Raw genomic sequence first — 23476 nt, 5'->3', positions numbered from 1 at the left:
CGATGCTGGCACGCGCGCTGTTTGCTGCAGCGGGTCTGTTGGCGGCGGGCCATGCTGCAGCGGCCCAACCCGAGCCCTGCCGCGTGGCCGGCATCCGCCACGAGGTGCTGTGCGGGCAGGTGCAGCGCCCGCTCGACCCGGCGCGGCCCGAGGGCGTGAAGATCAGCGTTCACTATGTGGTGGTGCCTGCGCTCGCGCGGCGCAAGCTGCCCGACCCCTTGTTCTTGTTGGCGGGCGGCCCGGGGCAGAGCGCGACCGCGCTGGCCGGCAACGTGTTGCCGCTGTTTGCGCGGCTCAACAACCGGCGCGACCTGGTGCTGGTCGACCAGCGTGGCACCGGCCGCTCCGCGCCGCTGGAGTGCGAAGACCCACGCCATCAAACCGTGGCCGAGCAGGCCGACCCCGAGCGCCAGCTCGCGCTGCTGCGCCGGTGCCGCGAGCAGCTGCAGAAGTTGCCCTACGGCGACCTGCGTTTTTTCACCACGCCGATCGCGATGCAAGACCTCGACGCCGTGCGCCGCGAGCTGGGTGCCGAGCGCATCAACCTGGTCGGGGCGTCGTATGGCACGCGTGCCGGTCTCGACTACCTGCGCCAGTTTCCGCAAGCCGTGCGGCGTGTGGTGCTCGATGGCGTGGCGCCACCCGACATGGTCTTGCCCGCGAGTTTTTCAGCCGACGGCCAGGCGGCGTTCGAGGCCATGCTGAACGCCTGCGAGGCCGATGCCACCTGCCAGCGCCTCGCGCCCGGTTTGCGCGCCGAGTGGGCGCGCTGGCTGCAAGTTTTGCCGCAGCGGGTGACGGTGCTGCACCCGCTGAGCGGCCAGCCCGAGAGCTTCACGCTGACGCGCGACATGGTGTTGCAGGCGGTTCGCAGCGCCCTGTATGTGCCGGTGCTGGCGCAGGCGCTGCCGGTGGCGATTCATGAAGCCACGCAGGGCCGGGTGCAGGCGGTGTTGACGTTGGGCAGTGGCTTGTCGGCACGCAAGGGCATGGGCATTGCGGCGGGCATGCACTTCTCGGTGGTGTGTGCCGAAGACGTGCCGCGCCTCGCAAAAAGCACCGACACACCCGGCGCCAACTTTGGCGACCAGGGCGCGCGCTTGTACCAGCGGGTGTGTGCTGATTGGCCGCGCGGTGAGTTGCCCGCGGCCTTCTACACCTTGCCGGCGAGCCGGGCACCGGCGATGCTGCTGAGCGGCGGCCTTGACCCTGCGACGCCACCACGCCACGGTGCGCGGGTGGCGCAGGCGCTGGGTGCCCAGGCGCGCCATGTCGTGGTGCCCCACGCAGGCCATGGCGTGATGGGCCTGGGCTGCATGCCCGAGCTGATGCAACGATTTTTTGACGCAGACGATGACGCGGCGGCGCTGGCGGTTGACGTGCGCTGTGTGCAGGCCCTCCCGCGCCCGCCGGTGTTTCAGCCGCTGAAGCCGGATCACCGCCCATGATCGTCATCAGCGCCTTGGCCAAACAGTTTGCCGCGCCGCGCGTGGGTTGGCGCCTTCGGCGCACGCAAGAGCCGGTGCGTGCCGTGAGCGAGGTGAGCTTCGACGCGCCCAATGGCCAGATCACCGGCCTGCTCGGGCCCAACGGCGCCGGCAAGACCACCACGCTGCGCATGCTGGCCGGGCTGATCACGCCCGACGCGGGGCAGATGGTGGTGGACGGCATCGACGTGGTCCGCCACCCGCGCGAAGCGCAGGCGCGCATGGGGGTGCTGAGCGATTCGCGTGGGCTCTACCCTCGGCTGACCGCGCGCGAGAACATCGTCTACTACGGCGCCTTGCAAGGCATGGCGCGCGAGGCGGCCGCCGAGCGTGCCGAGGGTCTGGCACGCATGCTCGACATGACGGCCTTGCTCGACCGCCGCACCGAAGGTTTCAGCCAGGGTGAGCGCATGAAAACCGCGCTGGCCCGCGCGCTGGTGCACGACCCCGCCAACATCGTGCTCGACGAACCCACCAACGGCCTCGACGTGCTGGCCACCCGCGCGCTGCGCGAGACGCTGCGCTTTTTGCGCACCCCCGAAGGTGGCGCCAAGTGCATCGTGTTTTCGACCCACATCATGCAAGAGGTGGAGCGCCTGTGTGACAACGTGGTGGTGGTCTCGCACGGCCGCACCGTGGCCAATGGCAGCGTGGTGCAGCTGCTGCAACAAACCGGGCAGAGCGACTTTGAGCAGGCCTTTGTGCAGCTCGCGTTTCCCGGCGAGGTGGCCGCATGAAGGCGCTTGCCGTGGCGCTGGCGGTGTACCGCAAGGAGCTGGTCGACGCGCTGCGCGACCGCCGCACCCTGATGATGGTGCTGATCTCGGCGGTGTTGCTCGGGCCCATGGTGTTGATTGCGCTCTCGGGCCTGTTGGCGTCGTTTGAAGCGCAGGCCGAGCGGCGCGAGGTGGTGGTGGCCGGCATCGAACACGCGCCGGGCCTGAAGAACTTTCTGGAGCGCCAGAGTTACAGCGTCAAGCCCGCACCGGCCGACTACGAAACGCAGTTGCGCCGCTCGAAGCTGGCCGACGCGGTGGTGCTTTTGCCGGAGCGTTTCGAGGCGCTGCTGCTGGCCGGTGAACAGCCGGTGGTGGAGGTGATCTCCGACAGTGGCAACCGCTCATCGCAGGCCAGCGCCAACCGCGCGGCCCAGCTGGTGAACGCCTATGGCCGCGAGCGCGGCCAACTCAGCTGGTTGATGCGCGGTGTGTCGCCCGAGCTGCTGCAGCCGCTGCTGGTGCAAGAGCGCGATCTCGCCAGCACGCAGACACGCGCCGCGCAGCTGACCGGCATGTTGCCCTTCTTCGTGTTGATGGCGGTGTTGTACGGCGCGCTCAACGCGGCCCTGGACACCACCGCCGGCGAGCGCGAGCGGGCCTCGCTGGAGCCGCTCTTGATGACACCGGCTGCACGCGCTGCGCTGGTGCTCGGCAAGTGGGGTGCGGTGGCGTCGCTGGCGATGCTGATTGCGGTGCTGAGCTGCATGAGCTTCCTGCCGGCGCAGTGGCTGTTGCGCAGCGACACGCTGCAGGCGTTGTTTCAGTTCGGCCTGCGCGAGGCCTTGCTGTTTCTCGCGGTGCTGTTGCCGTTTGCCGCGGCCCTGTCGGCCGTGCTGATGGCGGTGGCCATTCGCTGCAAGAGCTTCAAGGAAGCGCAGGCCAGCAGCACGCTGGTGGTGCTGGGGGTGTCGTTGCTGCCACTCGTGACCACCTTCAACCAGAGCGGTGAAGCGCCGTGGCACCTGTGGCTGCCGGCGCTTGCGCAGTACACGCTGATGATGCGTGTGCTCAAGGGCGAGGGCTTTGGCCTCGAACAGGTGGCGGTGCCGCTCTTGGTGTGCGTGCTGCTGACGGCCGTGTGCGTGGCCTTCGTGGCCCAACGTTTGCGCAGCGCGGCGGTGCGCTGAGACAGTGGTCCTTTGATACCCGTTCGCCCTGAGCCGGCTTCGACAGGCTCAGCCCGAACGGAGAGGGGCTGAAGCTGGATGAAAACGGGACACCTCCAACCGTTCGCCCTGAGCAGGGACTGAGCTTGTCGAAGGCCCGTCCGTCGAAGGGTTGCCGAGCGAAGTCGCGCAGCGAGCAGGGTTTCGACAGGCGCGGCCCGAACGGCAGGGCCTGAAGCGATCACGCCCTCACAGCCCCGCTTTCTTTTTGTCCATCCATCCCAAGGTCTTGGCATGCAGGCTCTGGACATAAAGCCGGTCGTCGGTTTCGGTCACGGCGGTGGTGTCGGGGTAGGCGCCGCTCGGGTCTTGCAGATCGGCCAGCACCTTGCCCGACTCGTCGAAGGCAAACACATGGCCGTAAGCCGGCGGCACCGGCCACAGCGCCTTGGGCAGGCGCATCGACAGCGAGCGCAACCAAGGTTTGCCGGCGGTGTTGTCGATGAAGGCGCCGCGCGGCTTGACCAGGCCGACCCAGATCTTGCCGCCCTGGCCGCGCATCAGGTTGTCGGGATAGCCCGGCAGGTTGTCGAGCAGCACGCTGGCGCTGGCCACCGGTTGTTTGGCGCTCAGGTCGGCAGCGGTCACCGCCACTTTCCAGATGCGGTACTTGCCGGTCTCGGCGACGAACACATGCTGTTCGCTGTCGCTCAGCGCCAGGCCGTTGGGGAAGCTCAGGTCGGCCAGCACCACGCGGGTGATCTTGGTGGCCGGGTCGTATTCGAGCAGGCGGCCGGTGGCCTGGTGTTCGACGATGTCGAGCACGCTTGCGTTGAAGGTGCCGCCCGAGTCTTTGGCGCCGAAGCGCTGCGAAGCGTCGGTGAAATAGACCTTGCCGCTCTTGGCCACCACCACGCCATCGGCATAACGGATCGGGCTGTTGGCGCCCTTGTCGTTGACGCGGTTGCTGAGCAGCTCCAGCTTGGCCCCCGAGCCGCTGCCGGTGAAACGGAACAGGCCACCGTGAAGGCCTGCCATCGGGTCGGCGATGACCATGGCGCCGTTGGCGTCGAAGTCAAAACCCAGCGGGCGGCCGCCGGTCTGCACCAGCACCTCGCTCTCCGAGCCGTCGGGGCGCAGGCGCACGATGGCGCCGCTTTCCACCGCGGTGTAGAGCCAGCCATTACGCAAGACGATGTGCTCCGGCCCGCTGTGGCTGCCAAGCGCGATGGACGCCAGCCCCGCCAGGCGCGTGTTGGCCGCGTGCGGCCCGACGTAACCCGGCGCGGCCGGCGCAGCCCACGCCACCGGCCGCACCGGCACCGGCCACAGCAGCAGGTAGCCGGCCAGCACGGCCACGGCGAGCAGCAACACGGTCAGCAAGCGGCGCATCGGGAATCTCCTGCGTTGGATGGGGCTGCGAGTATGCGCATGATGTGGGCATGAATCAGCCTGTTGTTTCCCTGAGTTGGCATGCCTTGACTTGGAGGCATCTGCGTTTGCCCGAATTGGGCGCCCTCGAGCTGGCGCGCATCTACCGCGCGCGCCAAGAGGTGTTTTCGATCGAGCAGAACTGCGTCTACCTCGACGCCGACGAGGCCGATGAACAGTCGTACCACGTGGCCGCCTGGTCGCCTGCGCACGCCTTGCCGCTCGCTTATGCGCGCCTGGTCGACCCCGGCATCAAGTACGCCGAGCCTTCGATGGGCCGGGTGATCACCACCGCCGCCGCGCGCGGCACCGGCCTCGGGCGCGAGCTGGTGCGCCGCGTGCTGGCTGCGTCGGGCGAGCTGCACCCGGGGCAGGGCGTCCGCATCTCGGCCCAGTCGCGCCTGCTGCGCTTCTACAGCGAGTTCGGCTTCGCGGCCGTGGGCGAGGACTACATGGAAGACGGCATCCCGCACATCGAGATGCTGCGCCCCGGCGGGCGCTAGAGGCCTTCAGTGTTCGACGCGGGCGAGCGCGCGTTGCACCTCGTTCTGCCACGGCAGCGCGTGCACCAGCTCGTTGAGCCGCATGGTGGCTTCGAAGCCCGACAGCACCTGGCCTTGCGCCCCGACGAGCTGCAGGTTGGTGACCAGGCCGAACGGGTCGGCCATGGCGACCACGCCGTCCTGGATCTGCACCCAGTCCCACGCGTCACCGGCGGCGCCATCGCCCGACGGGCCGCCCCAGAGCGTTTGCCCGGTGGTGGGGGTTTCGGAGTCACCCGGGTTCAGCACGCGGGTACCCAGGTGCACAAAGTGCAGCTCGGGCGCCTGCACCACGGGGCAGGTGACAGGGGGCCACGCACAGACGATCCATGCGGGGGTGGTCTGGGGCGGGCGGGTTTGAGGACGCAGCATGATGGAGGCCTTTTGTTGGTGGACGGATCATGTGATCAGGTGCGAGGCCGGCACAGCTGTAAGAGCTGGCAGCTGTCAGAGATGACAGGTGTAAGCGTTGTCAGGGGTGGGGCTTCCAGACGCTCGGAGACCTTGGGTGACGGTTTGATGGTTTCTGAATAATGTGTTTTAGTGCGAGCTCTGCACAGCCCTCACGATGTCGAAGCCACTGGCGATCGACGCAGAGCAGTGCGTCACCAAGCCAGTAGGTCGCAAAGCGGTGGAGAACATGCTCCAAAGTGGGTATTTGTCAGTGCTAGAGGCCAAGACTCGGGACGAGTTGCAGAGCCAGCTCGTTCACTTCACGCGCCAGTTGGGGTTCGAAACTTTCGGAGCTATTGCGGTGGTGGATCACTTCTTGGGTGAGCCGGAGTTCATCACCGTCGATAACACCCCTGCAGCCTACCGAGCGACGTTCAGTGACCGTGGCAAGGGCAAGAGCGATCCGGTCATTCAGCACTGCAAACACAAGAGCGTGCCCATCATTTGGAATCAGTCCACGTACACCAAGGCGGAGCACGGTGACATGTGGGAAATCCAGGCGCGCTTTGGCTATCGCTGCGGTATTTCTTTGGCGCTGCACATGCCGGAAGGGCGGCATTTTGTGCTGGGTGTTGATCGCGACCAGGCCTTGCCAAATGACCCGAACGAGTTGACGCGAATGGTGGCAGCGGTGCAGCTGTTCGCGGTGCATGCGCAGGAGGCAGCCATGCGAATCTTGGTTCCTTCGTTGAGTGATGCCGGGAGGCCTTCTTTGACTCCTCGAGAGCTGGAGACACTGCGTTGGACGATGGAAGGTAAAACGGCCTGGGAGGTTGCCAACGTCTTGGGAATCAGTGAGCGGACGGCCGTGCTCCATGCCAACAACGCGATGCACAAGCTGGGGTGCGTAAACAAGCACCAGGCCGTGCTGAAAGCTCTGCGCTTGGGTTTGATCCGCTAGATACCGCCGGATTCTTGGGGTTTGTCATCCTGTAAGAGCTGACAGTTACGCATGGCGGATGCGACTGCTGCAATGGCGTCAGTGCACAGGGTTTTGTGCACTGTGCCAACAGGAGCCGACCATGCAGCCCACCACGAACCAAACTGTTCCCGCCTCTTCGAACCAAACGCCTACCGGGCAAACGCCCTCTGGTGTTCAGCCACCCATGGTGCTGGATGCCGAGGCGCTTCGTCAGGTCAGCGGTGGCATTTCCACGCTGATTCCAGTCAACAACTGGTAAAAGTTTTGCGCCGTCGTTGGTCTGATGAGCCATGCCCAACCTCTTCCGCCCTGAAGTCGTCGAAGGCCGGCGCCAGGGCTGGTTGGGCAGCATTCAGCTGATTCGACCGGTGTCGTTCACGGTGCTCACCGTTTTCGTGGTCACCACGACGGTGGCGGTCGTGTCGTACCTCAGCCTCGGCGAGTACACGCGCAAAGCGCGCGTGAGCGGCTACCTGGTGCCTGACAGCGGCGTGATCCGCCTGGTGACACCGCAGGCGGCCACGGTGGTCGAACGGCACGTGGTCGAAGGCCAGGCGGTACGGCAAGGCGACGTGCTGTTTGTGCTGTCTCTGGAGCGGGCCACGCTCCAGGGCGGCACACAGGCCGCCGTGCAACAAAGCCTCGCCGCGCGTGAGCGCAGCCTGAAGGCCTCGAGCCAGCAGCAGGCCTTGTTGCAACAAACCCAATCGGCCGCCCTGCTGCAACAGATCAGCGACATGAAGCGCGAGCTGGCGCAGCTCGGCACCGAGGCCGATTTGCAACGTGAGCGCCTCGGCCTCGCCCAGCAGGCGCAGGCGCGGCTGGAGTCGTTACGCAACGAAAACTTTGTATCGTCGGCCCAGGTGCAAACCAAGGCCGAAGAAGTGCTCGGCCTGCGCGCGCAGGTGCAGGGGCTGGAACGCCTGGGCGCCACCAAGCAGCGCGAAATCGGCGGCCTTGAAGCGCAGTTGCGCGAGCTGCCGCTGCGCAGCCAGGCGCAACTCGGCGAGATCGACCGTGACATGGCCGAGCTGGTGCAGAAGGCGGCGGAGAGCGAAGCCCTGACGCGCATCGTGATCCGCGCCCCGCAAGACGGCGTGGTGACTTCGGTGCTCGCCGAGCGTGGCCAGACCGCCACACCGGCCACGGCGCTCGCGAGCCTGGTGCCGGCCGACGCGCGCTTGCAGGCGCACTTGTTTGCGCCGTCGAGCGCCGTTGGCTTTCTGCGCTCGGAGCAGGCGGTGCTGTTGCGCTACCAGGCTTACCCGTACCAGAAGTTCGGCCACCAGGCGGGCCACGTGATGCAGGTGTCGCGCACGCCCTTGCAGGCGGCCGAGCTGGCCAGCCTGGCGCTGCCGCCGAGCAATGAACCCTTGTATCGAATCACCGTCGCACTCGACCAGCAGGCGGTGCAGGCCTATGGCCAGGCGCAGCCGCTGGCACCGGGCATGCAGCTCGATGCCGACGTGCTGCTCGACCGCCGCCGCCTGATCGAATGGATCTTCGAGCCTGTGCTGAGCATCACGGGCCGCGTGTGATGCTGGACGCGTTGAACCTGGGTTGGGGCGGGCGCCGAGTCCCGCTGATCCTGCAGACCGAGGCCGCTGAATGCGGCCTCGCGTGTCTTGCGATGGTGGCCGCCCAGCATGGCCTGCGCACCGACCTGCCCACTCTGCGCAAGCGCTTCTCGTTGTCGCTCAAGGGCGTGACGATGATCGACCTGGTGCGCATGTCGAGCCAGCTGCGCTTAAGCCCACGCCCGCTGCGCGCCGAGATGGAACACCTGCCGCAGCTGCAGCTGCCCTGCGTGTTGCACTGGGACCTGAACCACTTCGTGGTGTTGACCGAGTTGCGCGGCGATTGGGTCACGATCCACGACCCCGCTCGTGGTGTGCGCCGTCTGCGCCTGGCCGAGGTGGCCAAACATTTCACCGGTGTGGTGCTGGAGTTGTCGCCCGCGGCCGACTTCAAGCCGCAAGAGGAAAAGCAGGCGGTCAGCACACGCCAGCTGCTCGGCCACGTGGTCGGGCTCAAGCGTTCACTGGGCCAGATCTTCGTGATGGCGCTGGCGCTCGAAGCCTTCATGCTGCTGACGCCGTTTTTCATGCAGTGGACGGTCGACAGCGTGCTCGTCAGCGCCGACCGCGACCTGCTCATCACGCTGGGCATCGGCTTCGGCCTCTTGGTGCTGGTGCAGGTGGCCACGGCCGCCATCCGCTCGTGGGCGGTGCTGTACCTGTCGGCCACGCTCAACCTGCAGTGGCTGTCGAACGTGTTTGCGCACCTGATGCGCCTGCCGGTGAGCTGGTTCGAGAAGCGCCACACCGGCGACATCATGTCGCGCTTCGGCGCCATCCAGCAGATGCAGCAGACGCTGACCACCAGCTTCATCGAAGCCGTGCTCGACGGCCTGCTGGTGGTGCTGACGTTTGCGGTGATGTGCTTCTACAGCGTCACGCTCACGGCCATCGCCTTTGGCAGCGTGGCGGTGTATGCGCTGCTGCGCTGGGCTTTTTTCCGCCCGCAGCGCGACGCGACCGAAGAAGCCATCGTGCACGACGCCAAACGTTCGACGCACTTTTTGGAGTCATTGCGCGGCGTGCAGTCGATCAAGCTGTTCAACCGGCAGGAAGACCGCCAGGCGCAGTTCATGAACCGTGTGGTCGACGCGATGAACGCCAACATCGCCACCCGCAAGCTCGACCTGATGTTCGGCGTGATGCACAAGCTGGTGTTCGGCCTGGAGCGCATTGCGGTGATCTGGGTCGGCGCGCTGCTGGTGATGGACCACCGCTTTTCGGTGGGCATGTTGTTCGCCTTCTTCGCCTACAAAGAAACCTTCGCGCTGCGCGTGAGCGGCCTGATCGACAAGATGGTCGAGCTGAAGATGCTCAAGCTGCAAGGCGAGCGCCTGGCCGACATCGTGCTCACCGCGCCCGAAGCCGAGCCCGACGTGCCGGCGCGCGAGAGTGAGCTGCCGGCCCGGCTGGAGCTGCAGGGCGTGAGCTTTCGCTACTCCGACAGCGAGCCCGATGTGCTGCATGACGTGAGCTTTGTCATCGAGCCGGGTGAATCGGTCGCGATTGCCGGGCCCTCGGGTTGCGGCAAGACCACGCTGCTCAAGCTGATGCTGGGCATCCACCAGCCGCAGTCGGGCGAGATCCGCGTCGGCGGTGTGCCGCTGCGCCAGCTCGGCCTGCGCAGCTGGCGCGACATGATCGGCACGGTGATGCAAGACGACCAGCTCTTCGCCGGCTCGATCACCGACAACATCAGTTTCTTCGACAGCCACGCCGACCCGGCCTGGGTGTCGCAATGTGCCCAGCTCTCTGCCGTACACGACGAGATCGAGGCCATGCCGATGGGCTACCACACGCTGATCGGCGACATGGGAGCCAGCATTTCAGGCGGGCAGAAGCAGCGCATCCTGCTGGCCCGCGCGCTCTACAAGCGGCCGAAGATCCTGTTCCTCGACGAAGCGACCAGCGCGCTCGACGTGGACCGCGAGCGCCTGGTGAACCAGGCGATTCGCCAGCTCGACCTCACGCGGGTGATCGTGGCGCACCGCCCCGAGACCATGGCTTCGGCCAGCCGCGTGATCGTGCTGAAGGACGGCCATGTGGCACAAGAGCTCCGCACCGTCACCGGCGCGGGGCGATAAAACAAGACCAAAAATGCACTTGTCCCTTTCGCCGGGGAGCGAACCCAATCCCCATGCGCTGGCGGCGCTGAGCAAGGCTGGCGAGTCGTACCCGATCATTGCCTCGCAAGACATCGTCGACGTGCGGGGCGTCAAGCTGTGGGCGCGCGACCAGCCGGTCACGGCGGCGCTGCAGCAGCGCCTGATGGAGCGCCGGCTGAAGCAGCCGATCGAGGTCTGCCTGCAGGCCGAAGGCGGTGTCACGCTCTTCACGCTGATGCACGACCTGCAAGAGCTGTTTGAGTCGCAGAGCCCGATTGCACCCGCGCTGAAACCCTGGGCACCGGTGCTGGTGGCGCAGCTCAAGCAGATCCCGTTGCACTCGGTGGCGCAGCTGCTGCTCACGACGGCGGCGGCCACACGGCCGGCCACCTTGTCGCACGCGGTCTGCGGCATGGCGTTGGCGGGTGCCATGGTCGCGAGCCGCGAGGGCAGCCACCACGACATTCGCCTGGCCATGCTGGGCGGCTTGTTGCACGACATCGGCGAGGTCTACATCAACCCGCTGTACCTCGACTATGCGCAAGCGCTCGACATCATTGGCCACAAGCACCTGGTGGTGCACCCGCGGGTGGCGCAGACGCTGTTGTGCGGCTTGACCGACTACCCCGCCGCGCTGGGGCAGGCGGTGGCCGAGCACCACGAGCGGCTCGACCGCTCGGGCTACCCGGCGCGGCTGAGCGGCGAGGCAGTGTCGCGACTCGGTCGTGTGCTGGCGGTGGTGGAGGTGACGCTGGGCAGCCTGTGCGCTTCGCACGCGCCGCTCACACGCGCGAGCTTTGCGTTGCGGGTGGTACCGGGTGAGTTTGACCCGCAGTGGGCGGGCTTTGTATGCGACGCCGCACACGAGGCCCGCGAAGACTTTGCAGGCGACGCGCAGCCGATGGCATCGACACTCTCGGCGCAGCTGGCCGACATCGACCATCAGCTCGCCGAGGCGCACCAGCTGGCGCTGGAGCTGCACGAGCAGCGCCGCACCTCGACCATCACCGACGTGGTGGCCGACGCGCTGCGCCGGCTCGACCGTTTGCGTGTGGCCTGGAACGCGCTGGGTTTGTGGGGCGTCTCGGCGAACGACGCGGCGCCGTCCGAGCGGCTGGAGCTGGAGCTGGCCGAGAGCGAGCTGCGCCAGCGCATGCGGGCGTTTCACCGCGAGTGCTTGTTGCTGAGCGAAGGCCTCACCGAGGCGGAGAAGTTTCGACTCTCGCCGTTGTGGCAAGGGCTGCTCGACTCGCAGTGATGCTCAAGGTGCGGTGTCGCGCTCCATGTGGCCGAGCCAACGCAGGGCCTGTTCGCGGCTGTCGCCGCACATCTCGGGCGCAGGCTTCAGCGAAGCACACACGGCCGGCCGATCCGGGTGGCCGAAGATGGCGCAGGCGTTGTCGGCCGTCAGCTGCACGCAGCGCACACCCGCCGGCTTGCTGATGCCGTGGATGAGCGGCATGCCCGGAATCGGTGTCGAGATGGAAGGGGCAACGCAGCAGGCGCCGCAGCCCGGTCGGCAGTTCATGGCGAGGATTATTCGGCACCCATGCCACGCCAGGGTGCGGTCTTGCCGAACAGCGGGTGACGCGGATGACCCTGCAGCCTAAAATTCACGCCTTGCCCGCTCGACACGCTCTGCGAGAGCCGCGGCCCACCCCCCGGAGTTTCCATGCTGTACCCCCATGAGTTCGACGTCATCGTCGTCGGCGGCGGCCATGCCGGCACCGAAGCCGCGTTGGCGGCGGCGCGCATGGGTGCCAGCACCTTGCTGCTGACGCACAACATCGAGACGCTGGGCCAGATGAGCTGCAACCCGTCGATCGGTGGCATCGGCAAGGGCCACCTGGTCAAGGAGATCGACGCCCTGGGTGGCGCCATGGCGGCGGCCACCGACGAAGCGGGCATCCAGTTCCGGATCTTGAACAGCTCCAAAGGCCCGGCGGTGCGGGCCACGCGGGCGCAGGCCGACCGCATTCTGTACAAGGCGGCGATCCGCCACCGGCTGGAGAACCAGCCGAATCTGACACTCTTTCAACAAGCCGTCGACGACCTGATGGTCGAAGGCCACCGGGTGGTGGGGGCTGTCACACAAGTTGGCATTCGCTTCCGTGGCAAGGCCGTGGTGTTGACGGCAGGCACCTTCCTCGACGGCAAGATCCATGTGGGCCTGCAAAGCCATGCGGCGGGGCGGGCGGGCGACCCGCCGGCGGTGTCGCTCTCGGTGCGGTTGAAAGAGCTGAAGCTGCCGCAAGGCCGCTTGAAAACCGGCACGCCGCCCCGGCTGGACGGCCGCAGCATCAACTTCTCTCTGCTCACCGAACAACCCGGCGACCTCGACCCCGTGCCTGTGTTCAGCTTCATGGGCCACGCCTCTCAGCACCCACAGCAGGTGCCGTGCTGGATCACCCACACCAACGAACGCACGCACGAGATCATCCGCTCCGGCTTTGACCGCAGCCCCATGTTCACCGGCGTGATCGAAGGAGTGGGCCCACGCTACTGCCCGAGCATCGAAGACAAGATCAACCGCTTCGCCGACAAAGACTCGCACCAGATCTTTCTGGAGCCCGAGGGCCTGACGACGCACGAGTTCTACCCGAACGGCATCAGCACCAGCTTGCCGTTCGATATTCAGCTGTTGGCGGTGCGCTCGATGCGCGGGCTGGAAAACGCGCACATCTTGCGGCCGGGCTACGCCATCGAGTACGACTACTTCGACCCGCGTGCCCTGAAAGCCAGCTTCGAGACCAAGTCGATCGGTGGGCTGTTTTTCGCCGGCCAGATCAATGGCACGACCGGCTATGAAGAGGCGGGCGCCCAAGGCCTGTTTGCCGGCATCAACGCCGCACTGCAAGTGCAGGGCAAAGACGCCTGGACGCCCCGTCGCGACCAGGCTTACCTGGGCGTACTGGTCGACGACCTCATCACCAAGGGCGTGACCGAGCCTTACCGCATGTTCACCAGCCGCGCCGAGTTCCGCTTGCAGCTGCGTGAAGACAACGCCGATGCGCGGCTGACCGAACTGGGCCGTGAGCTGGGCTTGGTGGACGACGCCCGCTGGACGGCCTTCAACCGCAAGCGTGATGCCGTCGCCCGCGAAACCGAGCGCCTGAAGTCGACCTGGGTGCACCCCAACAACCTCCCCGACGCCGACGCCGAGCGCTTGCTCGGCAAGGCCATCGATCATGAATACAGCCTGGCCGATCTGCTGCGCCGCCCGGGGGTTAACTTCGACGCCTTGGTCGAAGTGGCCCAAATTGCAAAACCCGACGCCGGTGTTTCACGTGAAACACTGCACTTGGAGCTGGGCGTCGAGCTGGCCGATGCGGTGATCGAGCAGGCCGAGATCAGCATCAAGTACGCCGGCTACATCCACAAGCAAAACGAAGAGGTCGAGCGGGCGGTGCACTTCGAAGGGCTCCGCCTGCCGGCCGAGCTGGACTATGCCCAGGTCACCGCGCTCAGTTTCGAGGCCCGCCAGAAGCTGGCCACCCACCGACCCGAAACCTTGGGGCAGGCGTCGCGCATCTCGGGTATCACCCCGGCGACCATTTCGCTGCTGCTGATCCACCTGAAGAAGGGCCGCTTCAAGGGCTTTGCTGCCAACGAACTTTCTTTGACCGAGACCCAGGGCCGCGATGCCGCTTGAGCAGCGTGAGTTGCTAAAGCAAGGTGCGCAGGCGCTCGGCCTGCTGATGAGTGACGCCCAATGCGACAGCCTGCTCGCGTACCAGGCACTGCTGATCAAGTGGAACCAGGTCTACAACCTGACGGCCGTGCGCAAGCCCGCCGAGATGTTGACCCACCACTTGCTCGACAGCCTGGCCGTGCTTTCCCCGTTGATGCGACATCTCGGCGACCGCCCGGCGCGTGTGCTCGACGTGGGCAGCGGCGGCGGTTTGCCGGGTGTGGTGCTGGCGATCATGCTGCCCAGTCTGGACGTGACCTGTGTCGACACGGTCGGCAAGAAAGCGAGCTTCATTCGCCAGGTGGCGGCCGAGCTGAAGCTGCCCAATCTGAGTGCCGCTCATGCCCGGGTCGAAGACCTGCGGCTGAAGCCGTTCGACGTGATCACCTCGCGGGCCTTTGCCTCCTTGGCCGACTTCACCCGTTTGACCCGCCACCTGCTCGCTGACCAAGGAGTCTGGATGGCGATGAAAGGCAAAGACCCAGCCGAAGAAATCGCCGCCATGCCCCCAGAATGGGATGTGTTTCACGTGGAACAACTGACGGTTCCCGGCTTGGATGCCGAGCGCTGCCTGGTTTGGATTCGACGCGCGCCACCACTTTGAGATCACCATGACCTTGTTCGGCATTTCCGACTACGGCACCTTCTGCTTCTCGATCCTGGTCTTCCTGGCCTTGCCTGGGCCGGGCACGTTTGCGCTGCTCACGTCCACCGCCAAAGGTGGGTTTCGCGCTGGCGCTGCTGCCACGCTGGGGGTGATCGTGGGCGACCAGGTGTTGCTGTGGCTGGCGGTCGCAGGGGTGGCGGCTCTGTTGGCGGCTCACCCGCTGGCATTCAAGCTGGTGCAGTACGCTGGGGCGGCTTACCTGGCCTGGGTCGGTCTGCGGCTGATCTTCGCGAAGGAGGGCGATGCGTCGCCCATTCGCATCGAGCCGCGCCACTACCTGCGTCAGGCTCTGCTGATCACCTTGCTCAACCCCAAGGCCATCGTGTTCTACATGGCCTTCTTCCCGCTCTTCATCAACCCGACCACCCACCTGGGCGCGGTGACCTTTGCGGCCATGGCCGCGACGATCGCGCTGATCACCGCGATCTATTGCCTGAGCCTGTGTGCCTTTGCCGGCGCGGTGTCGAGCCGGGTCAAGGCCCACAAGCGCGTCGCGCGCTGGCTCGAAAAGCTGGCCGGCGTATTCCTCGTCGGTTTTGGCGTGCGCCTGGCCAGCAACTGATGACGTCTTTCTCCTTTCAATCACCGGATCGCCCATGACCCGCATCTTCTGCGTTGCCAACCAAAAGGGCGGCGTCGGCAAAACCACCACCACCGTCAACCTCGCCGCCGGTTTGGCCAAGGTCGGCCAGCGTGTGCTGGTGATCGACCTCGACCCGCAAGGCAATGCCACCATGGGTTCGGGTGTCGACAAGCGAGCGCTTCAGCTCACGGTGTACGACGTGCTGCTCGAGTCGGCCAGCATCGCCGAAGCCCGGGTGAAGAGCGAGAAGGTCGGCTACGACGTCCTGGGTGCCAACCGCGACCTGGCCGGCGCTGAAGTCGAATTGGTGGCGCTGGAGCGGCGTGACAAACGCCTGAAGGAAGCGATCGCCGCCGTGGCCGCCGACTACGACTTCGTGCTGATCGACTGCCCGCCGTCCTTGAGCCTGCTCACGCTCAACGGCTTGTGCAGCGCCCATGGCGTGGTGGTGCCGATGCAGTGCGAATACTTCGCGCTCGAAGGTTTGTCGGACCTGGTCAACACCATCAAACAGGTGCACGCCAACCTCAACCCGGACCTGCAGATCATCGGCCTGCTGCGGGTGATGTTCGACCCGCGCATCACGCTGCAACAGCAGGTGAGCGAGCAGCTCAAGGCGCACTTCGGCGACAAGGTGTTCAACACCGTGATCCCGCGCAACGTGCGGCTGGCCGAAGCGCCCAGCTATGGGTTGCCGGGGGTGGTGTTCGACCCGGCGTCCAAGGGCGCGCAGTCGTTCGTCGAGTTTGCGCAAGAGATGGTGCAGCGCGTCGAGGCCGCTTGATGCCACTGGCGCCGCAAGCCCTCAATCCAAAGTTCGACGACGTCTTGTTGTCGCGGGTCGAAGACGCCGGGCTGAACGCGAGCGCGCCGCCCCAGCAGCGCTGGGTCGATGGCTGGTTGGTGCGCTTCTCACCCGGCAAGGCCAAACGCGCCCGTTGCGTGAATGCCGTGGCCGACGGCCGGCTGACCGTGAGCGAGCGTCTCGCCCTGTGCGAGCAGGTGTTCACCCAGGCCAAGCTGCCGCTGGTGATCCGCATCACACCCTTCACCCGGCCGGCCCACCTCGACGACACGCTGGCCGCGATGGGCCTGCACAGCATCGACGACACCCGGGTGATGGTGCGCACCGGCCTGAATGAGCTGTCGCCTGTGAAGTTGCCGGCCGGCCTGTCGGTGCACACCGTGGGCCTCGACCCGTTTGCCCAGCGGGTGGGGGCGCTGCGTGGCTCGCCCTTGTCCCAGCGCCAGGCGCACGCCGAGCGGCTCCTGCATTCACCGGTGCCGTTCACCGCCTTCGAGCTGCGCTCGCACGGCGAGGTCTTGGCCTGCGGGCAGTACGCCATCGAGGCCGACTTGGTGGGTTTGTACGACGTGTTCACCGCGCCTTCTGCGCGCGGCCGCGGCTGCGCGCGTGCGCTGTGCCAGCACATGCTGGTGCACGCGCGGGAGCATGGGGCGCGCCACGCCTACCTGCAGGTCGAAGGTGACAACCACCCGGCGCGGGCCGTGTACCACCGCCTTGGCTTCGCCGACGGCTACGCCTACCACTACAGAACTCGGGCTTCCGAGCTTTAGACCAGCCCGAGCGACTCGTCCACGCCCAGGTGGACATTCATCGACTGCACCGCCGCACCGCTGGCGCCTTTGCCCAGGTTGTCGAGCCGGGCCATCAGGATGGCCTGGGTCTCGTTAGCGAACACAAAGATGTCGACACGGTTGGTGTCGTTGCAGGCCTGAACGTCAAAGTAGGTCGCTTCGATGGCGGCCGCGTCGCGCAGCGGCAAGACGCGGATGAAGCGCTCGCCGGCATACCGATGCGCCAGCGCCTGATGCAGCTTCTCGGGCGTGGTACCTGCTGTCAGTTGGGACAGATGCAAGGGCACACTCACGCTCAAACCCTTGAGAAACCGTCCGACGATGGGCATGAACACGGGCTTGTTCAACAAGCCGGTGTGCGCTGCCATCTCGGGAACGTGCTTGTGCGCGAGCGTCAGCCCATACGGCCGGGGGGAGTCCAGCAGCGGGTCGGGGCCGGCTTCGTACTGCTCGATCATCTTCTTGCCACCGCCCGAGTAGCCGGTGATCGAGCTGGCGCTGATGGGCAGGCTGGCGGGCACCAAACCGGCGTCGACCAGCGGGCGCATCAACAAGATGAAAGCACTGGAATGGCAACCGGGGTTGGAGATGCGCTTGTTGGCGCGCAGCTTGGCGCGCTGGTCGGCGGCCAGCTCGGGCAGCCCGAAGGCCCAGTCGGGCGAGGTGCGGTGGGCCGTGCTGGCATCGATGATGCAAGTATTGGGGTTGTTGACCAGCGCTGCGGCTTCCTTGGCGGCAGCGTCGGGCAGGCACAGGAAGGCCACGTCGGCGGCGTTGAGCAGGCGAGCGCGTTCGTCAGCGTCTTTGCGGCGCTCGGGTGCGATGCGCAGCACTTCGATGTCGCTGCGGCTGGCGAGATACTCGTTGATGCGCAGCCCGGTCGTGCCTTCTTGGCCGTCCACAAACACCCGGTAAGTCATGTCCATCACCCTCAATTCAATGAACCCGAAGGATAAGCCACACGCATGACCCACACTGAGGTTTTCCCTGTGACCCACCCGCGTGTGCTGTTGCTGCCAGGCTGGCTCAACTCCGACGCCGCCCATTGGCAAAGCCGCTGGGAACAACTGCATGGCGACCAGCGTGTGGAACAAGACGACTGGGTGTGGCCCAAACGCGGCGACTGGATGGCGCGGCTCGAAGAGGTGCTGCTGCAAAGCGACACGCCCGCCGTGCTGGTGGCGCACAGCCTGGGGTGTCAGCTGGTGGCAGCGTGGGCAGCGCACTCGCAGCACACCCATCGCGTGAGGGCAGCGATGCTGGTCGCCTTGCCTGACGTCGAGCGTGACGACATGCCACCGCAGCTCGCGCCCTGGCGGCCGATGCGGCGCCAGCGCTTGCCGTTCAAGAGCCTGGCGATCGTCAGCAGCGACGACCCCTACTGCGCACCCGACCGCGCCGCGCAGATGGCGGCCGACTGGGGCTGCGAGCTGATGTCGGTCGGCGCGCGTGGCCACATCAACGGCGAGTCGGGTCTGGGTGACTGGCCCGAGGGGCGTGCGATGTTGCAGGCCCTGGCCGGCGCGGCCGTGTGATCGGCCAGAATCCCCGCATGGTCACCAAAAAACCCAAAGGCCTCGGCCTCGGCCTCGAAGCTCTGCTCGGCCCCAAAGTCAACGACAACCCGGCACCTGCCAACGACGGCGCGCCACGTGTCCTGAAGCTTTCGCAACTGCAGCCCGGCAAGTACCAACCGCGCACGCGCATGGACGAAGGCTCGCTCTACGAGCTGGCCGAAAGCATCAAGGCGCAGGGCATCATGCAGCCCATCCTCGTGCGGCCGGTGGGCGACAACCGCTTCGAGATCATTGCCGGTGAACGCCGCACACGCGCGGCCAAACTCGCCGGCCTCGATGAAGTGCCGGTGCTCGTGAAAGACGTGCCCGATGAAGCCGCCGCGGCGATGGCGCTCATCGAAAACATCCAGCGCGAAGACCTCAACCCGCTCGAAGAAGCGCAAGGCATCGCGCGCCTGGTCAACGAATTTCACCTCACGCACGAGCAGGCCGCGCAGGCCGTGGGCCGCTCGCGCAGTGCAGCAAGCAATTTGCTGCGCCTGCTCAACCTCGCCGAGCCGGTGCAACAAATGCTGATGGCCGGTGACATCGACATGGGCCACGCACGCGCGCTGTTGCCGCTCGAAGGTGCGCAGCAAATCCTCACGGCGGCTGAAATCGTCGGCAAAAAACTCAGCGTGCGCGAGGCTGAAAAATTGGTGAGCAAGGCGATGACATCGCGTCAAAAGCCCCTGCTGCGCGTGGCGAAAGAGAAATCACGCGATATTTCGCGCATCGAAGAAGAGTTGTCCGATGCCTTGACGGCGCAAGTCGAGATCCGCGTGAAGAAACGAACCAAGCGCGGCGAACAAGGCGAGGTGGCAATTCAGTTCGGTTCGTTGGATGAACTCAACGGGCTGCTTGAAAAACTTGGCTTGACCAACGCATAGGCGTATCTTGAGCCACGGTGTGGTTGACAGAAGAAGCCCTGAGGAACTTTGCGCTGCGTTCGCCGCTCCCTTGCATGGAGGGACAACGCGGTTGATGGTGCAGTGCAAAGTGACCAGCGGCACACTCCTTGCAAAGCTTGAACAACGGTGATATTTCGCTTCTTCTCAACACATGATTGCTCGCACAATGACCCAAGCTTGATCACAAGCGCCGCAGACAGCTGAGATAGCTGATAGCCGAGATGGCTGACACAAGGAAAGCTCTGATGGAGCCTGAAGCGGGCTTCATCAGAACTTCCCCAGACAGTGCCGAGGTGGCCCCTTGGCAATGTCTTCCTAAGCTCTAGGAGGTCAGCATGGATGTGATCAGCCATTTCGCCGCTCGATTCGAGCGCACGCGTGAAGAGGAACTCTCACTCGAGGAGTACCTCGCCGAATGCAAACGCAACCCGATTGCGTATGCCACTGCCGCAGAGCGCATGCTCAAGGCCATCGGTGAACCCCAAAGCGTCGACACGCGCAACGACCAGCGGCTTTCGCGGCTGTTCGCCAACAAGGTCATCAAGATTTACCCCGCCTTCGCCGAGTTCTACGGCATGGAAGACGCCATCGAACAGGTGGTGTCGTACTTCCGGCACGCCGCGCAGGGGCTGGAAGAAAAGAAGCAGATCCTCTATCTGCTGGGGCCGGTGGGCGGTGGCAAGTCGTCGATCGCGGAGCGGCTGAAGCTGCTGATGCAAGACGTGCCGTTCTACGCCATCAAGGGCTCGCCGGTGAACGAATCGCCGCTGGGCCTGTTCGATGCCACCGAAGACGGGCCGATCCTTGAAAAGGAATATGGCATTCCGCGTCGCTACCTGCAGCGCATCTTGTCACCCTGGGCCGTGAAACGTCTGGAAGAGTACGGTGGCGACATCCGCAAGTTCAAGGTCGTCAAACGTTTCCCCTCGGTGCTCAAGCAAGTGGGCATTGCCAAGACCGAACCGGGCGACGAAAACAACCAGGACATCAGCTCGCTGGTGGGCAAGGTCGACATCCGCAAGCTCGAGACCTATGCGCAAGACGACCCCGATGCGTACAGCTACTCGGGTGGCCTGTGCCTGGCCAACCAGGGCCTGCTCGAGTTCGTTGAAATGTTCAAGGCGCCGATCAAGGTGCTGCACCCCTTGCTGACCGCCACGCAAGAAAGCAACTACAAGGGCACCGAAGGCTTCGGCGCGATCCCGTTCGACGGCATCGTGCTTGCGCACAGCAATGAAAGCGAATGGAAGACTTTCCGCAACAACAAGAACAACGAGGCCTTCCTCGACCGCATCTACATCGTGAAGGTGCCGTATTGCCTGCGTGTCTCAGAAGAGGTCAAGATCTACGAGAAGCTGCTGCGCGGCTCGTCACTCGCCCAGGCCACCTGCGCGCCCGGCACCTTGAAGATGATGAGCCAGTTCGCCGCGCTCACACGCTTGAAGGAGCCTGAGAATTCGAGCCTCTATTCCAAGATGCTGGTGTACGACGGTGAGAACCTGAAAGACACCGACCCGCGCGCCAAGAGCTTCCAGGAGTACCGTGACTACGCCGGTGTCGACGAAGGCATGAGCGGTGTCTCCACACGCTTCGCTTTCAAGATCATCAGCAAGGTCTTCAACTTCGACAGCACCGAGGTCGCCGCCAACCCGGTGCACTTGATGTACGTGCTCGAGCAGCAGATCGAGCGCGAACAGTTCCCGGCCGAGACGGAGCAGAAGTATCTGGCGTTCATCAAGGAGCACCTGGCCGTCAAGTACGCCGAGTTCATCGGCAAAGAAATCCAGACCGCTTACCTTGAGAGCTACAGCGAATACGGCCAGAACATCTTCGACCGTTACGTCACCTACGCCGACTACTGGATTCAAGATCACGAGTACCGCGACACCGACACCGGCGAGGTGTTCGACCGCGCTTCGTTGAATGGCGAGCTTGAGAAGATCGAGAAGCCGGCCGGCATCAGCAACCCGAAAGACTTCCGCAACGAGATCGTCAACTTCGTGTTGCGTGCACGCGCCAACAACGCGGGCAACAACCCCACGTGGACGAGCTACGAAAAGCTGCGCACGGTGATCGAGAAGAAGATGTTCTCCAACACCGAAGAGCTGCTGCCGGTGATCAGCTTCAACGCCAAGGCGAGTGCCGACGAGGCGAAGAAGCACGAAGACTTTGTCACCCGCATGGTGGCCAAAGGCTACACGCCCAAGCAGGTGCGGCTCTTGTGCGAGTGGTACTTGCGAGTGCGAAAGAGTTCTTGATGACACATCCCCGTTCGGGCTGAGCCTGTCGAAGCCAGCGTGTGCCTCGGCTGGCACTTCGACAGGCTCAGTGCGAACGGAGCGATAGGAAAGGCAACATGCTCCAGCAGATCATCGACAGGCGGTTGGCGGGCAAGAACAAGTCCATCGGCAACCGCGAGCGCTTTTTGCGCCGCCACAAGGATCAGATCCGCGAGGCGGTGAAGCGTGCGGTCGATGGGCGCGGCATCCGCGACCTCGCGCAAGGCGAAGACATTCACATCCCCAAGCGCGACATCGCCGAGCCGGTGTTCGGCCACGGCCAGGGCGGCAAGCGCGAGATGGTGCACCCCGGCAACAAGGACTACGTGCGCGGTGACCGCATCGAGCGGCCCAAGGGCGGCGGTGGGGGCGGTGGCGGTGGGCAGGCGACTGACTCGGGCGAGGGCGATGACGATTTTGTTTTCCACCTCACCAAAGAAGAGTTCATGCAGGTCTTCTTCGACGACCTGGCCTTGCCCAACCTCACGCGCACCACGCTGGCCGAGACGCCTGAGTACAAGACCCACCGCGCCGGCTACAGCAGCGACGGCACGCCCAACAACCTGCACGTGGTGCGCTCGATGCGCGGCGCCATCGGACGGCGCATTGCGCTGGGCAGCAGCTCGCGCCGAGACATCCAAGAGTTGGAAGACGAGCTGGCCGAGCTCAAGGCCCACCCGATGGGCCACGAGATCGCCATCCTTGCGCTTGAAAAAGAGATCGAAGCCCTGCGTGCGCGCATCGGCCGCATCCCTTACCTCGACCCGCTCGACTTGCGCTACCGCAGCCGCGTGCGCACCCCGGTGCCAACCAGCAAGGCGGTGATGTTCTGCTTGATGGACGTCTCGGGCTCGATGGACGAAGCGCGCAAGGACCTCGCCAAACGTTTCTTCATCTTGCTGTACCTGTTTCTCACGCGCCACTACGAGCGCATCGACATTGTCTTCATTCGCCACCACACGCAGGCGCAAGAGGTCGATGAGCAGAACTTCTTCCACTCCACGGAAACGGGAGGCACCGTCGTGTCGAGCGCGCTGGTGCTGATGGAAGAGATCGCCAAAGCGCGCTACCCCACCAGCGAATGGAACATCTACGGCGCGCAAGCGAGTGATGGCGACAACTGGCACCACGACAGCGGCCGCTGCCGCGAGCTGCTGGCCAACAACATCCTGCCGCTGTGCCGCTACTTTGCTTACGTTCAGGTGGCCGAAGAAGAGCAGAACCTGTGGGACGAATACGCCGCGCTGGCGGCCGACGCGAAAGACTTCGCCATTCGCAAGGTGACCGAGGCCTCGCAGATCTACCCGGTGTTCCGCCAGTTGTTCAAGAAGGAAAGGGCAGCAGCATGACGTCGACACAATCCAGTTTCGCTGCACAGGCCGCCGCGCCGGGCCGCCCCAAGCAAGGCCCGACCCTCTCGGAGGGTCGATCGGCGTATTCGGCGAGCGGGGTGTCGTCATGAACGCACATGTGGATCCCCCGTGGGGTGAGGAGCGCCGCAAGGAGCAGCGGGTGGATGCGCCGCGCCGCCGCGCTGCCGACATCGTGGCGCCCGCGCGCATGCGCGAGCCGCTCGAAGCACCCAGTGACTGGTCCTTCGACCTGATCGAGCGTTACCACGAGGTCATCAAGGCCACGGCCAAGCGCTTCGGCCTCGACACCTACCCCAACCAGCTGGAGATCATCACCGCCGAGCAGATGATGGACGCCTATGCGTCGGTCGGCATGCCGGTGAACTACCGCCACTGGAGCTACGGCAAGGAGTTCATCTCCACCGAGAAGAACTAC

General features: G+C 65.2%; 23 protein-coding genes. 19 read left to right on the top strand and 4 right to left on the bottom strand.

Annotation, left to right across the window (positions count from 1 at the left end; translation table 11 throughout):
- Window positions 1-2 precede the first annotated feature (2 nt).
- The 3 genes from RMO40_RS23585 to RMO40_RS23575 are packed head-to-tail and all read left to right on the top strand — an operon-like array spanning window position 3 to window position 3393.
- A complete protein-coding gene (locus RMO40_RS23585; protein ID WP_309726056.1) occupies window positions 3-1448 on the top strand; it encodes an alpha/beta hydrolase in 1446 nt (481 codons plus the stop codon).
- Window positions 1445-2224: an ATP-binding cassette domain-containing protein gene (locus tag RMO40_RS23580; RefSeq protein ID WP_309726054.1), complete on the top strand. Its 780-nt coding sequence runs from the start codon at window positions 1445-1447 to the stop codon at window positions 2222-2224. Before RMO40_RS23585 ends, RMO40_RS23580 begins: the two co-directional genes overlap by 4 nt.
- The gene (locus RMO40_RS23575; protein ID WP_309726051.1) at window positions 2221-3393 is read left to right on the top strand and encodes an ABC transporter permease; all 1173 of its coding nucleotides are present in this window, start codon (window positions 2221-2223) and stop codon (window positions 3391-3393) included. Before RMO40_RS23580 ends, RMO40_RS23575 begins: the two co-directional genes overlap by 4 nt.
- Before the next feature lie 228 nt (window positions 3394-3621).
- On the opposite strand, the gene RMO40_RS23570 is transcribed toward RMO40_RS23575, so the two are convergent.
- Window positions 3622-4764 (bottom strand): SMP-30/gluconolactonase/LRE family protein, encoded by a 1143-nt coding sequence (locus tag RMO40_RS23570; protein ID WP_309726049.1) that lies wholly within the window; start codon window positions 4762-4764, stop codon window positions 3622-3624.
- 107 nt (window positions 4765-4871) lie between these two features.
- Here RMO40_RS23570 and RMO40_RS23565 point away from each other — a divergent pair, with 107 nt between their 5' ends.
- On the top strand, window positions 4872-5306 hold the full coding sequence (locus RMO40_RS23565) for a GNAT family N-acetyltransferase (protein ID WP_309726047.1): 435 nt from the start codon (window positions 4872-4874) through the stop codon (window positions 5304-5306).
- A 6-nt stretch (window positions 5307-5312) separates the two neighbouring features.
- Here RMO40_RS23565 and RMO40_RS23560 read toward each other — a convergent pair whose 3' ends face one another.
- A complete protein-coding gene (locus RMO40_RS23560; RefSeq protein ID WP_309726045.1) occupies window positions 5313-5717 on the bottom strand; it encodes a DUF4902 domain-containing protein in 405 nt (134 codons plus the stop codon).
- A gap of 196 nt (window positions 5718-5913) precedes the next feature.
- Between RMO40_RS23560 and RMO40_RS23555 the strand changes: the two genes are divergently transcribed.
- The 5 genes from RMO40_RS23555 (at window position 5914) to RMO40_RS23535 (ending at window position 11660) form a co-directional block, all read left to right on the top strand.
- Window positions 5914-6699 (top strand): autoinducer binding domain-containing protein, encoded by a 786-nt coding sequence (locus tag RMO40_RS23555; RefSeq protein WP_309726043.1) that lies wholly within the window; start codon window positions 5914-5916, stop codon window positions 6697-6699.
- A 121-nt stretch (window positions 6700-6820) separates the two neighbouring features.
- A complete protein-coding gene (locus RMO40_RS23550) occupies window positions 6821-6979 on the top strand; it encodes a hypothetical protein (RefSeq protein WP_309726041.1) in 159 nt (52 codons plus the stop codon).
- Between the two features lie 31 nt (window positions 6980-7010).
- A complete protein-coding gene (locus RMO40_RS23545; protein ID WP_309726039.1) occupies window positions 7011-8258 on the top strand; it encodes a beta-barrel domain-containing protein in 1248 nt (415 codons plus the stop codon).
- A complete protein-coding gene (locus tag RMO40_RS23540) occupies window positions 8258-10381 on the top strand; it encodes an ABC transporter transmembrane domain-containing protein (RefSeq protein ID WP_309726037.1) in 2124 nt (707 codons plus the stop codon). The genes RMO40_RS23545 and RMO40_RS23540 overlap by 1 nt, the downstream gene beginning before the upstream one ends.
- A 13-nt stretch (window positions 10382-10394) precedes the next feature.
- Window positions 10395-11660, top strand: a complete 1266-nt coding sequence (locus tag RMO40_RS23535) for an HD domain-containing phosphohydrolase (protein ID WP_309726035.1) — start codon at window positions 10395-10397, stop codon at window positions 11658-11660.
- Between the two features lie 3 nt (window positions 11661-11663).
- Here the strand turns inward: RMO40_RS23535 and RMO40_RS23530 are convergent, their stop codons facing one another.
- On the bottom strand, window positions 11664-11930 hold the full coding sequence (locus RMO40_RS23530; protein ID WP_309726033.1) for a YkgJ family cysteine cluster protein: 267 nt from the start codon (window positions 11928-11930) through the stop codon (window positions 11664-11666).
- 144 nt (window positions 11931-12074) lie between these two features.
- Between RMO40_RS23530 and mnmG the strand changes: the two genes are divergently transcribed.
- From mnmG to RMO40_RS23505, 5 genes are read left to right on the top strand one after another with little or no spacing between them, the layout of a single operon-like run.
- On the top strand, window positions 12075-14054 hold the full coding sequence (gene mnmG, locus RMO40_RS23525) for a tRNA uridine-5-carboxymethylaminomethyl(34) synthesis enzyme MnmG (protein WP_309726031.1): 1980 nt from the start codon (window positions 12075-12077) through the stop codon (window positions 14052-14054).
- Window positions 14044-14697 carry a 16S rRNA (guanine(527)-N(7))-methyltransferase RsmG gene (rsmG, locus tag RMO40_RS23520; RefSeq protein WP_309726029.1) on the top strand — a complete coding sequence of 218 codons (654 nt, stop codon included), beginning with the start codon at window positions 14044-14046 and terminating at the stop codon, window positions 14695-14697. The genes mnmG and rsmG overlap by 11 nt, the downstream gene beginning before the upstream one ends.
- Before the next feature lie 13 nt (window positions 14698-14710).
- The gene (locus RMO40_RS23515) at window positions 14711-15322 is read left to right on the top strand and encodes a LysE family transporter (RefSeq protein WP_309726087.1); all 612 of its coding nucleotides are present in this window, start codon (window positions 14711-14713) and stop codon (window positions 15320-15322) included.
- Between the two features lie 34 nt (window positions 15323-15356).
- On the top strand, window positions 15357-16127 hold the full coding sequence (locus tag RMO40_RS23510; RefSeq protein ID WP_309726027.1) for an AAA family ATPase: 771 nt from the start codon (window positions 15357-15359) through the stop codon (window positions 16125-16127).
- The gene (locus tag RMO40_RS23505) at window positions 16127-16921 is read left to right on the top strand and encodes a GNAT family N-acetyltransferase (RefSeq protein ID WP_309726025.1); all 795 of its coding nucleotides are present in this window, start codon (window positions 16127-16129) and stop codon (window positions 16919-16921) included. Before RMO40_RS23510 ends, RMO40_RS23505 begins: the two co-directional genes overlap by 1 nt.
- Here the strand turns inward: RMO40_RS23505 and argC are convergent.
- Window positions 16918-17862 (bottom strand): N-acetyl-gamma-glutamyl-phosphate reductase, encoded by a 945-nt coding sequence (gene argC, locus RMO40_RS23500; RefSeq protein ID WP_309726085.1) that lies wholly within the window; start codon window positions 17860-17862, stop codon window positions 16918-16920. The two genes, RMO40_RS23505 and argC, sit on opposite strands and share 4 nt — an antisense overlap.
- Window positions 17863-17907: 45 nt before the next feature.
- Between argC and RMO40_RS23495 the strand changes: the two genes are divergently transcribed.
- From RMO40_RS23495 to RMO40_RS23475, 5 genes are all read left to right on the top strand, one after another.
- Entirely contained in the window at window positions 17908-18477 is a 570-nt protein-coding gene (locus tag RMO40_RS23495) for an alpha/beta fold hydrolase (RefSeq protein ID WP_309726023.1), read from the top strand.
- A 17-nt stretch (window positions 18478-18494) separates the two neighbouring features.
- Window positions 18495-19388, top strand: coding sequence for a ParB/RepB/Spo0J family partition protein (locus tag RMO40_RS23490; protein ID WP_309726022.1), 894 nt, complete (start codon window positions 18495-18497; stop codon window positions 19386-19388).
- Between the two features lie 356 nt (window positions 19389-19744).
- Window positions 19745-21667 (top strand): PrkA family serine protein kinase, encoded by a 1923-nt coding sequence (locus tag RMO40_RS23485; protein ID WP_309726021.1) that lies wholly within the window; start codon window positions 19745-19747, stop codon window positions 21665-21667.
- Between the two features lie 98 nt (window positions 21668-21765).
- Window positions 21766-23037, top strand: coding sequence for a YeaH/YhbH family protein (locus RMO40_RS23480; protein WP_309726020.1), 1272 nt, complete (start codon window positions 21766-21768; stop codon window positions 23035-23037).
- A 109-nt stretch (window positions 23038-23146) separates the two neighbouring features.
- A partial coding sequence (locus RMO40_RS23475) for a SpoVR family protein (protein ID WP_489660231.1) occupies window positions 23147-23476 on the top strand: 330 nt, incomplete at its 3' end.

This window comes from Rhizobacter sp. (assembly GCF_031412075.1).
GTDB lineage: Bacteria > Pseudomonadota > Gammaproteobacteria > Burkholderiales > Burkholderiaceae_C > Rhizobacter.
Note: the sequence above shows the minus strand (reverse complement) of the source record. Positions and strands in the feature narration are given on the sequence as shown.

Bases quoted from the DNA above. Each gene is read 5' to 3' on its own strand.
- RMO40_RS23560 (WP_309726045.1), bottom strand. From the start codon at position 5,717: ATGCTGCGTCCTCAAACCCGCCCGCCCCAGACCACCCCCGCATGGATC.
- RMO40_RS23545 (WP_309726039.1), top strand. From the start codon at position 7,011: ATGCCCAACCTCTTCCGCCCTGAAGTCGTCGAAGGCCGGCGCCAGGGC.
- rsmG (WP_309726029.1), top strand. From the start codon at position 14,044: ATGCCGCTTGAGCAGCGTGAGTTGCTAAAGCAAGGTGCGCAGGCGCTC.
- RMO40_RS23495 (WP_309726023.1), top strand. From the start codon at position 17,908: ATGACCCACACTGAGGTTTTCCCTGTGACCCACCCGCGTGTGCTGTTG.
- RMO40_RS23480 (WP_309726020.1), top strand. From the start codon at position 21,766: ATGCTCCAGCAGATCATCGACAGGCGGTTGGCGGGCAAGAACAAGTCC.
- RMO40_RS23550 (WP_309726041.1), top strand. From the start codon at position 6,821: ATGCAGCCCACCACGAACCAAACTGTTCCCGCCTCTTCGAACCAAACG.
- RMO40_RS23485 (WP_309726021.1), top strand. From the start codon at position 19,745: ATGGATGTGATCAGCCATTTCGCCGCTCGATTCGAGCGCACGCGTGAA.
- RMO40_RS23570 (WP_309726049.1), bottom strand. From the start codon at position 4,764: ATGCGCCGCTTGCTGACCGTGTTGCTGCTCGCCGTGGCCGTGCTGGCC.
- RMO40_RS23505 (WP_309726025.1), top strand. From the start codon at position 16,127: ATGCCACTGGCGCCGCAAGCCCTCAATCCAAAGTTCGACGACGTCTTG.
- RMO40_RS23585 (WP_309726056.1), top strand. From the start codon at position 3: ATGCTGGCACGCGCGCTGTTTGCTGCAGCGGGTCTGTTGGCGGCGGGC.
- mnmG (WP_309726031.1), top strand. From the start codon at position 12,075: ATGCTGTACCCCCATGAGTTCGACGTCATCGTCGTCGGCGGCGGCCAT.
- RMO40_RS23530 (WP_309726033.1), bottom strand. From the start codon at position 11,930: ATGAACTGCCGACCGGGCTGCGGCGCCTGCTGCGTTGCCCCTTCCATC.
- RMO40_RS23510 (WP_309726027.1), top strand. From the start codon at position 15,357: ATGACCCGCATCTTCTGCGTTGCCAACCAAAAGGGCGGCGTCGGCAAA.
- RMO40_RS23555 (WP_309726043.1), top strand. From the start codon at position 5,914: ATGTCGAAGCCACTGGCGATCGACGCAGAGCAGTGCGTCACCAAGCCA.
- argC (WP_309726085.1), bottom strand. From the start codon at position 17,862: ATGACTTACCGGGTGTTTGTGGACGGCCAAGAAGGCACGACCGGGCTG.
- RMO40_RS23580 (WP_309726054.1), top strand. From the start codon at position 1,445: ATGATCGTCATCAGCGCCTTGGCCAAACAGTTTGCCGCGCCGCGCGTG.
- RMO40_RS23540 (WP_309726037.1), top strand. From the start codon at position 8,258: ATGCTGGACGCGTTGAACCTGGGTTGGGGCGGGCGCCGAGTCCCGCTG.
- RMO40_RS23575 (WP_309726051.1), top strand. From the start codon at position 2,221: ATGAAGGCGCTTGCCGTGGCGCTGGCGGTGTACCGCAAGGAGCTGGTC.
- RMO40_RS23490 (WP_309726022.1), top strand. From the start codon at position 18,495: ATGGTCACCAAAAAACCCAAAGGCCTCGGCCTCGGCCTCGAAGCTCTG.
- RMO40_RS23535 (WP_309726035.1), top strand. From the start codon at position 10,395: ATGCACTTGTCCCTTTCGCCGGGGAGCGAACCCAATCCCCATGCGCTG.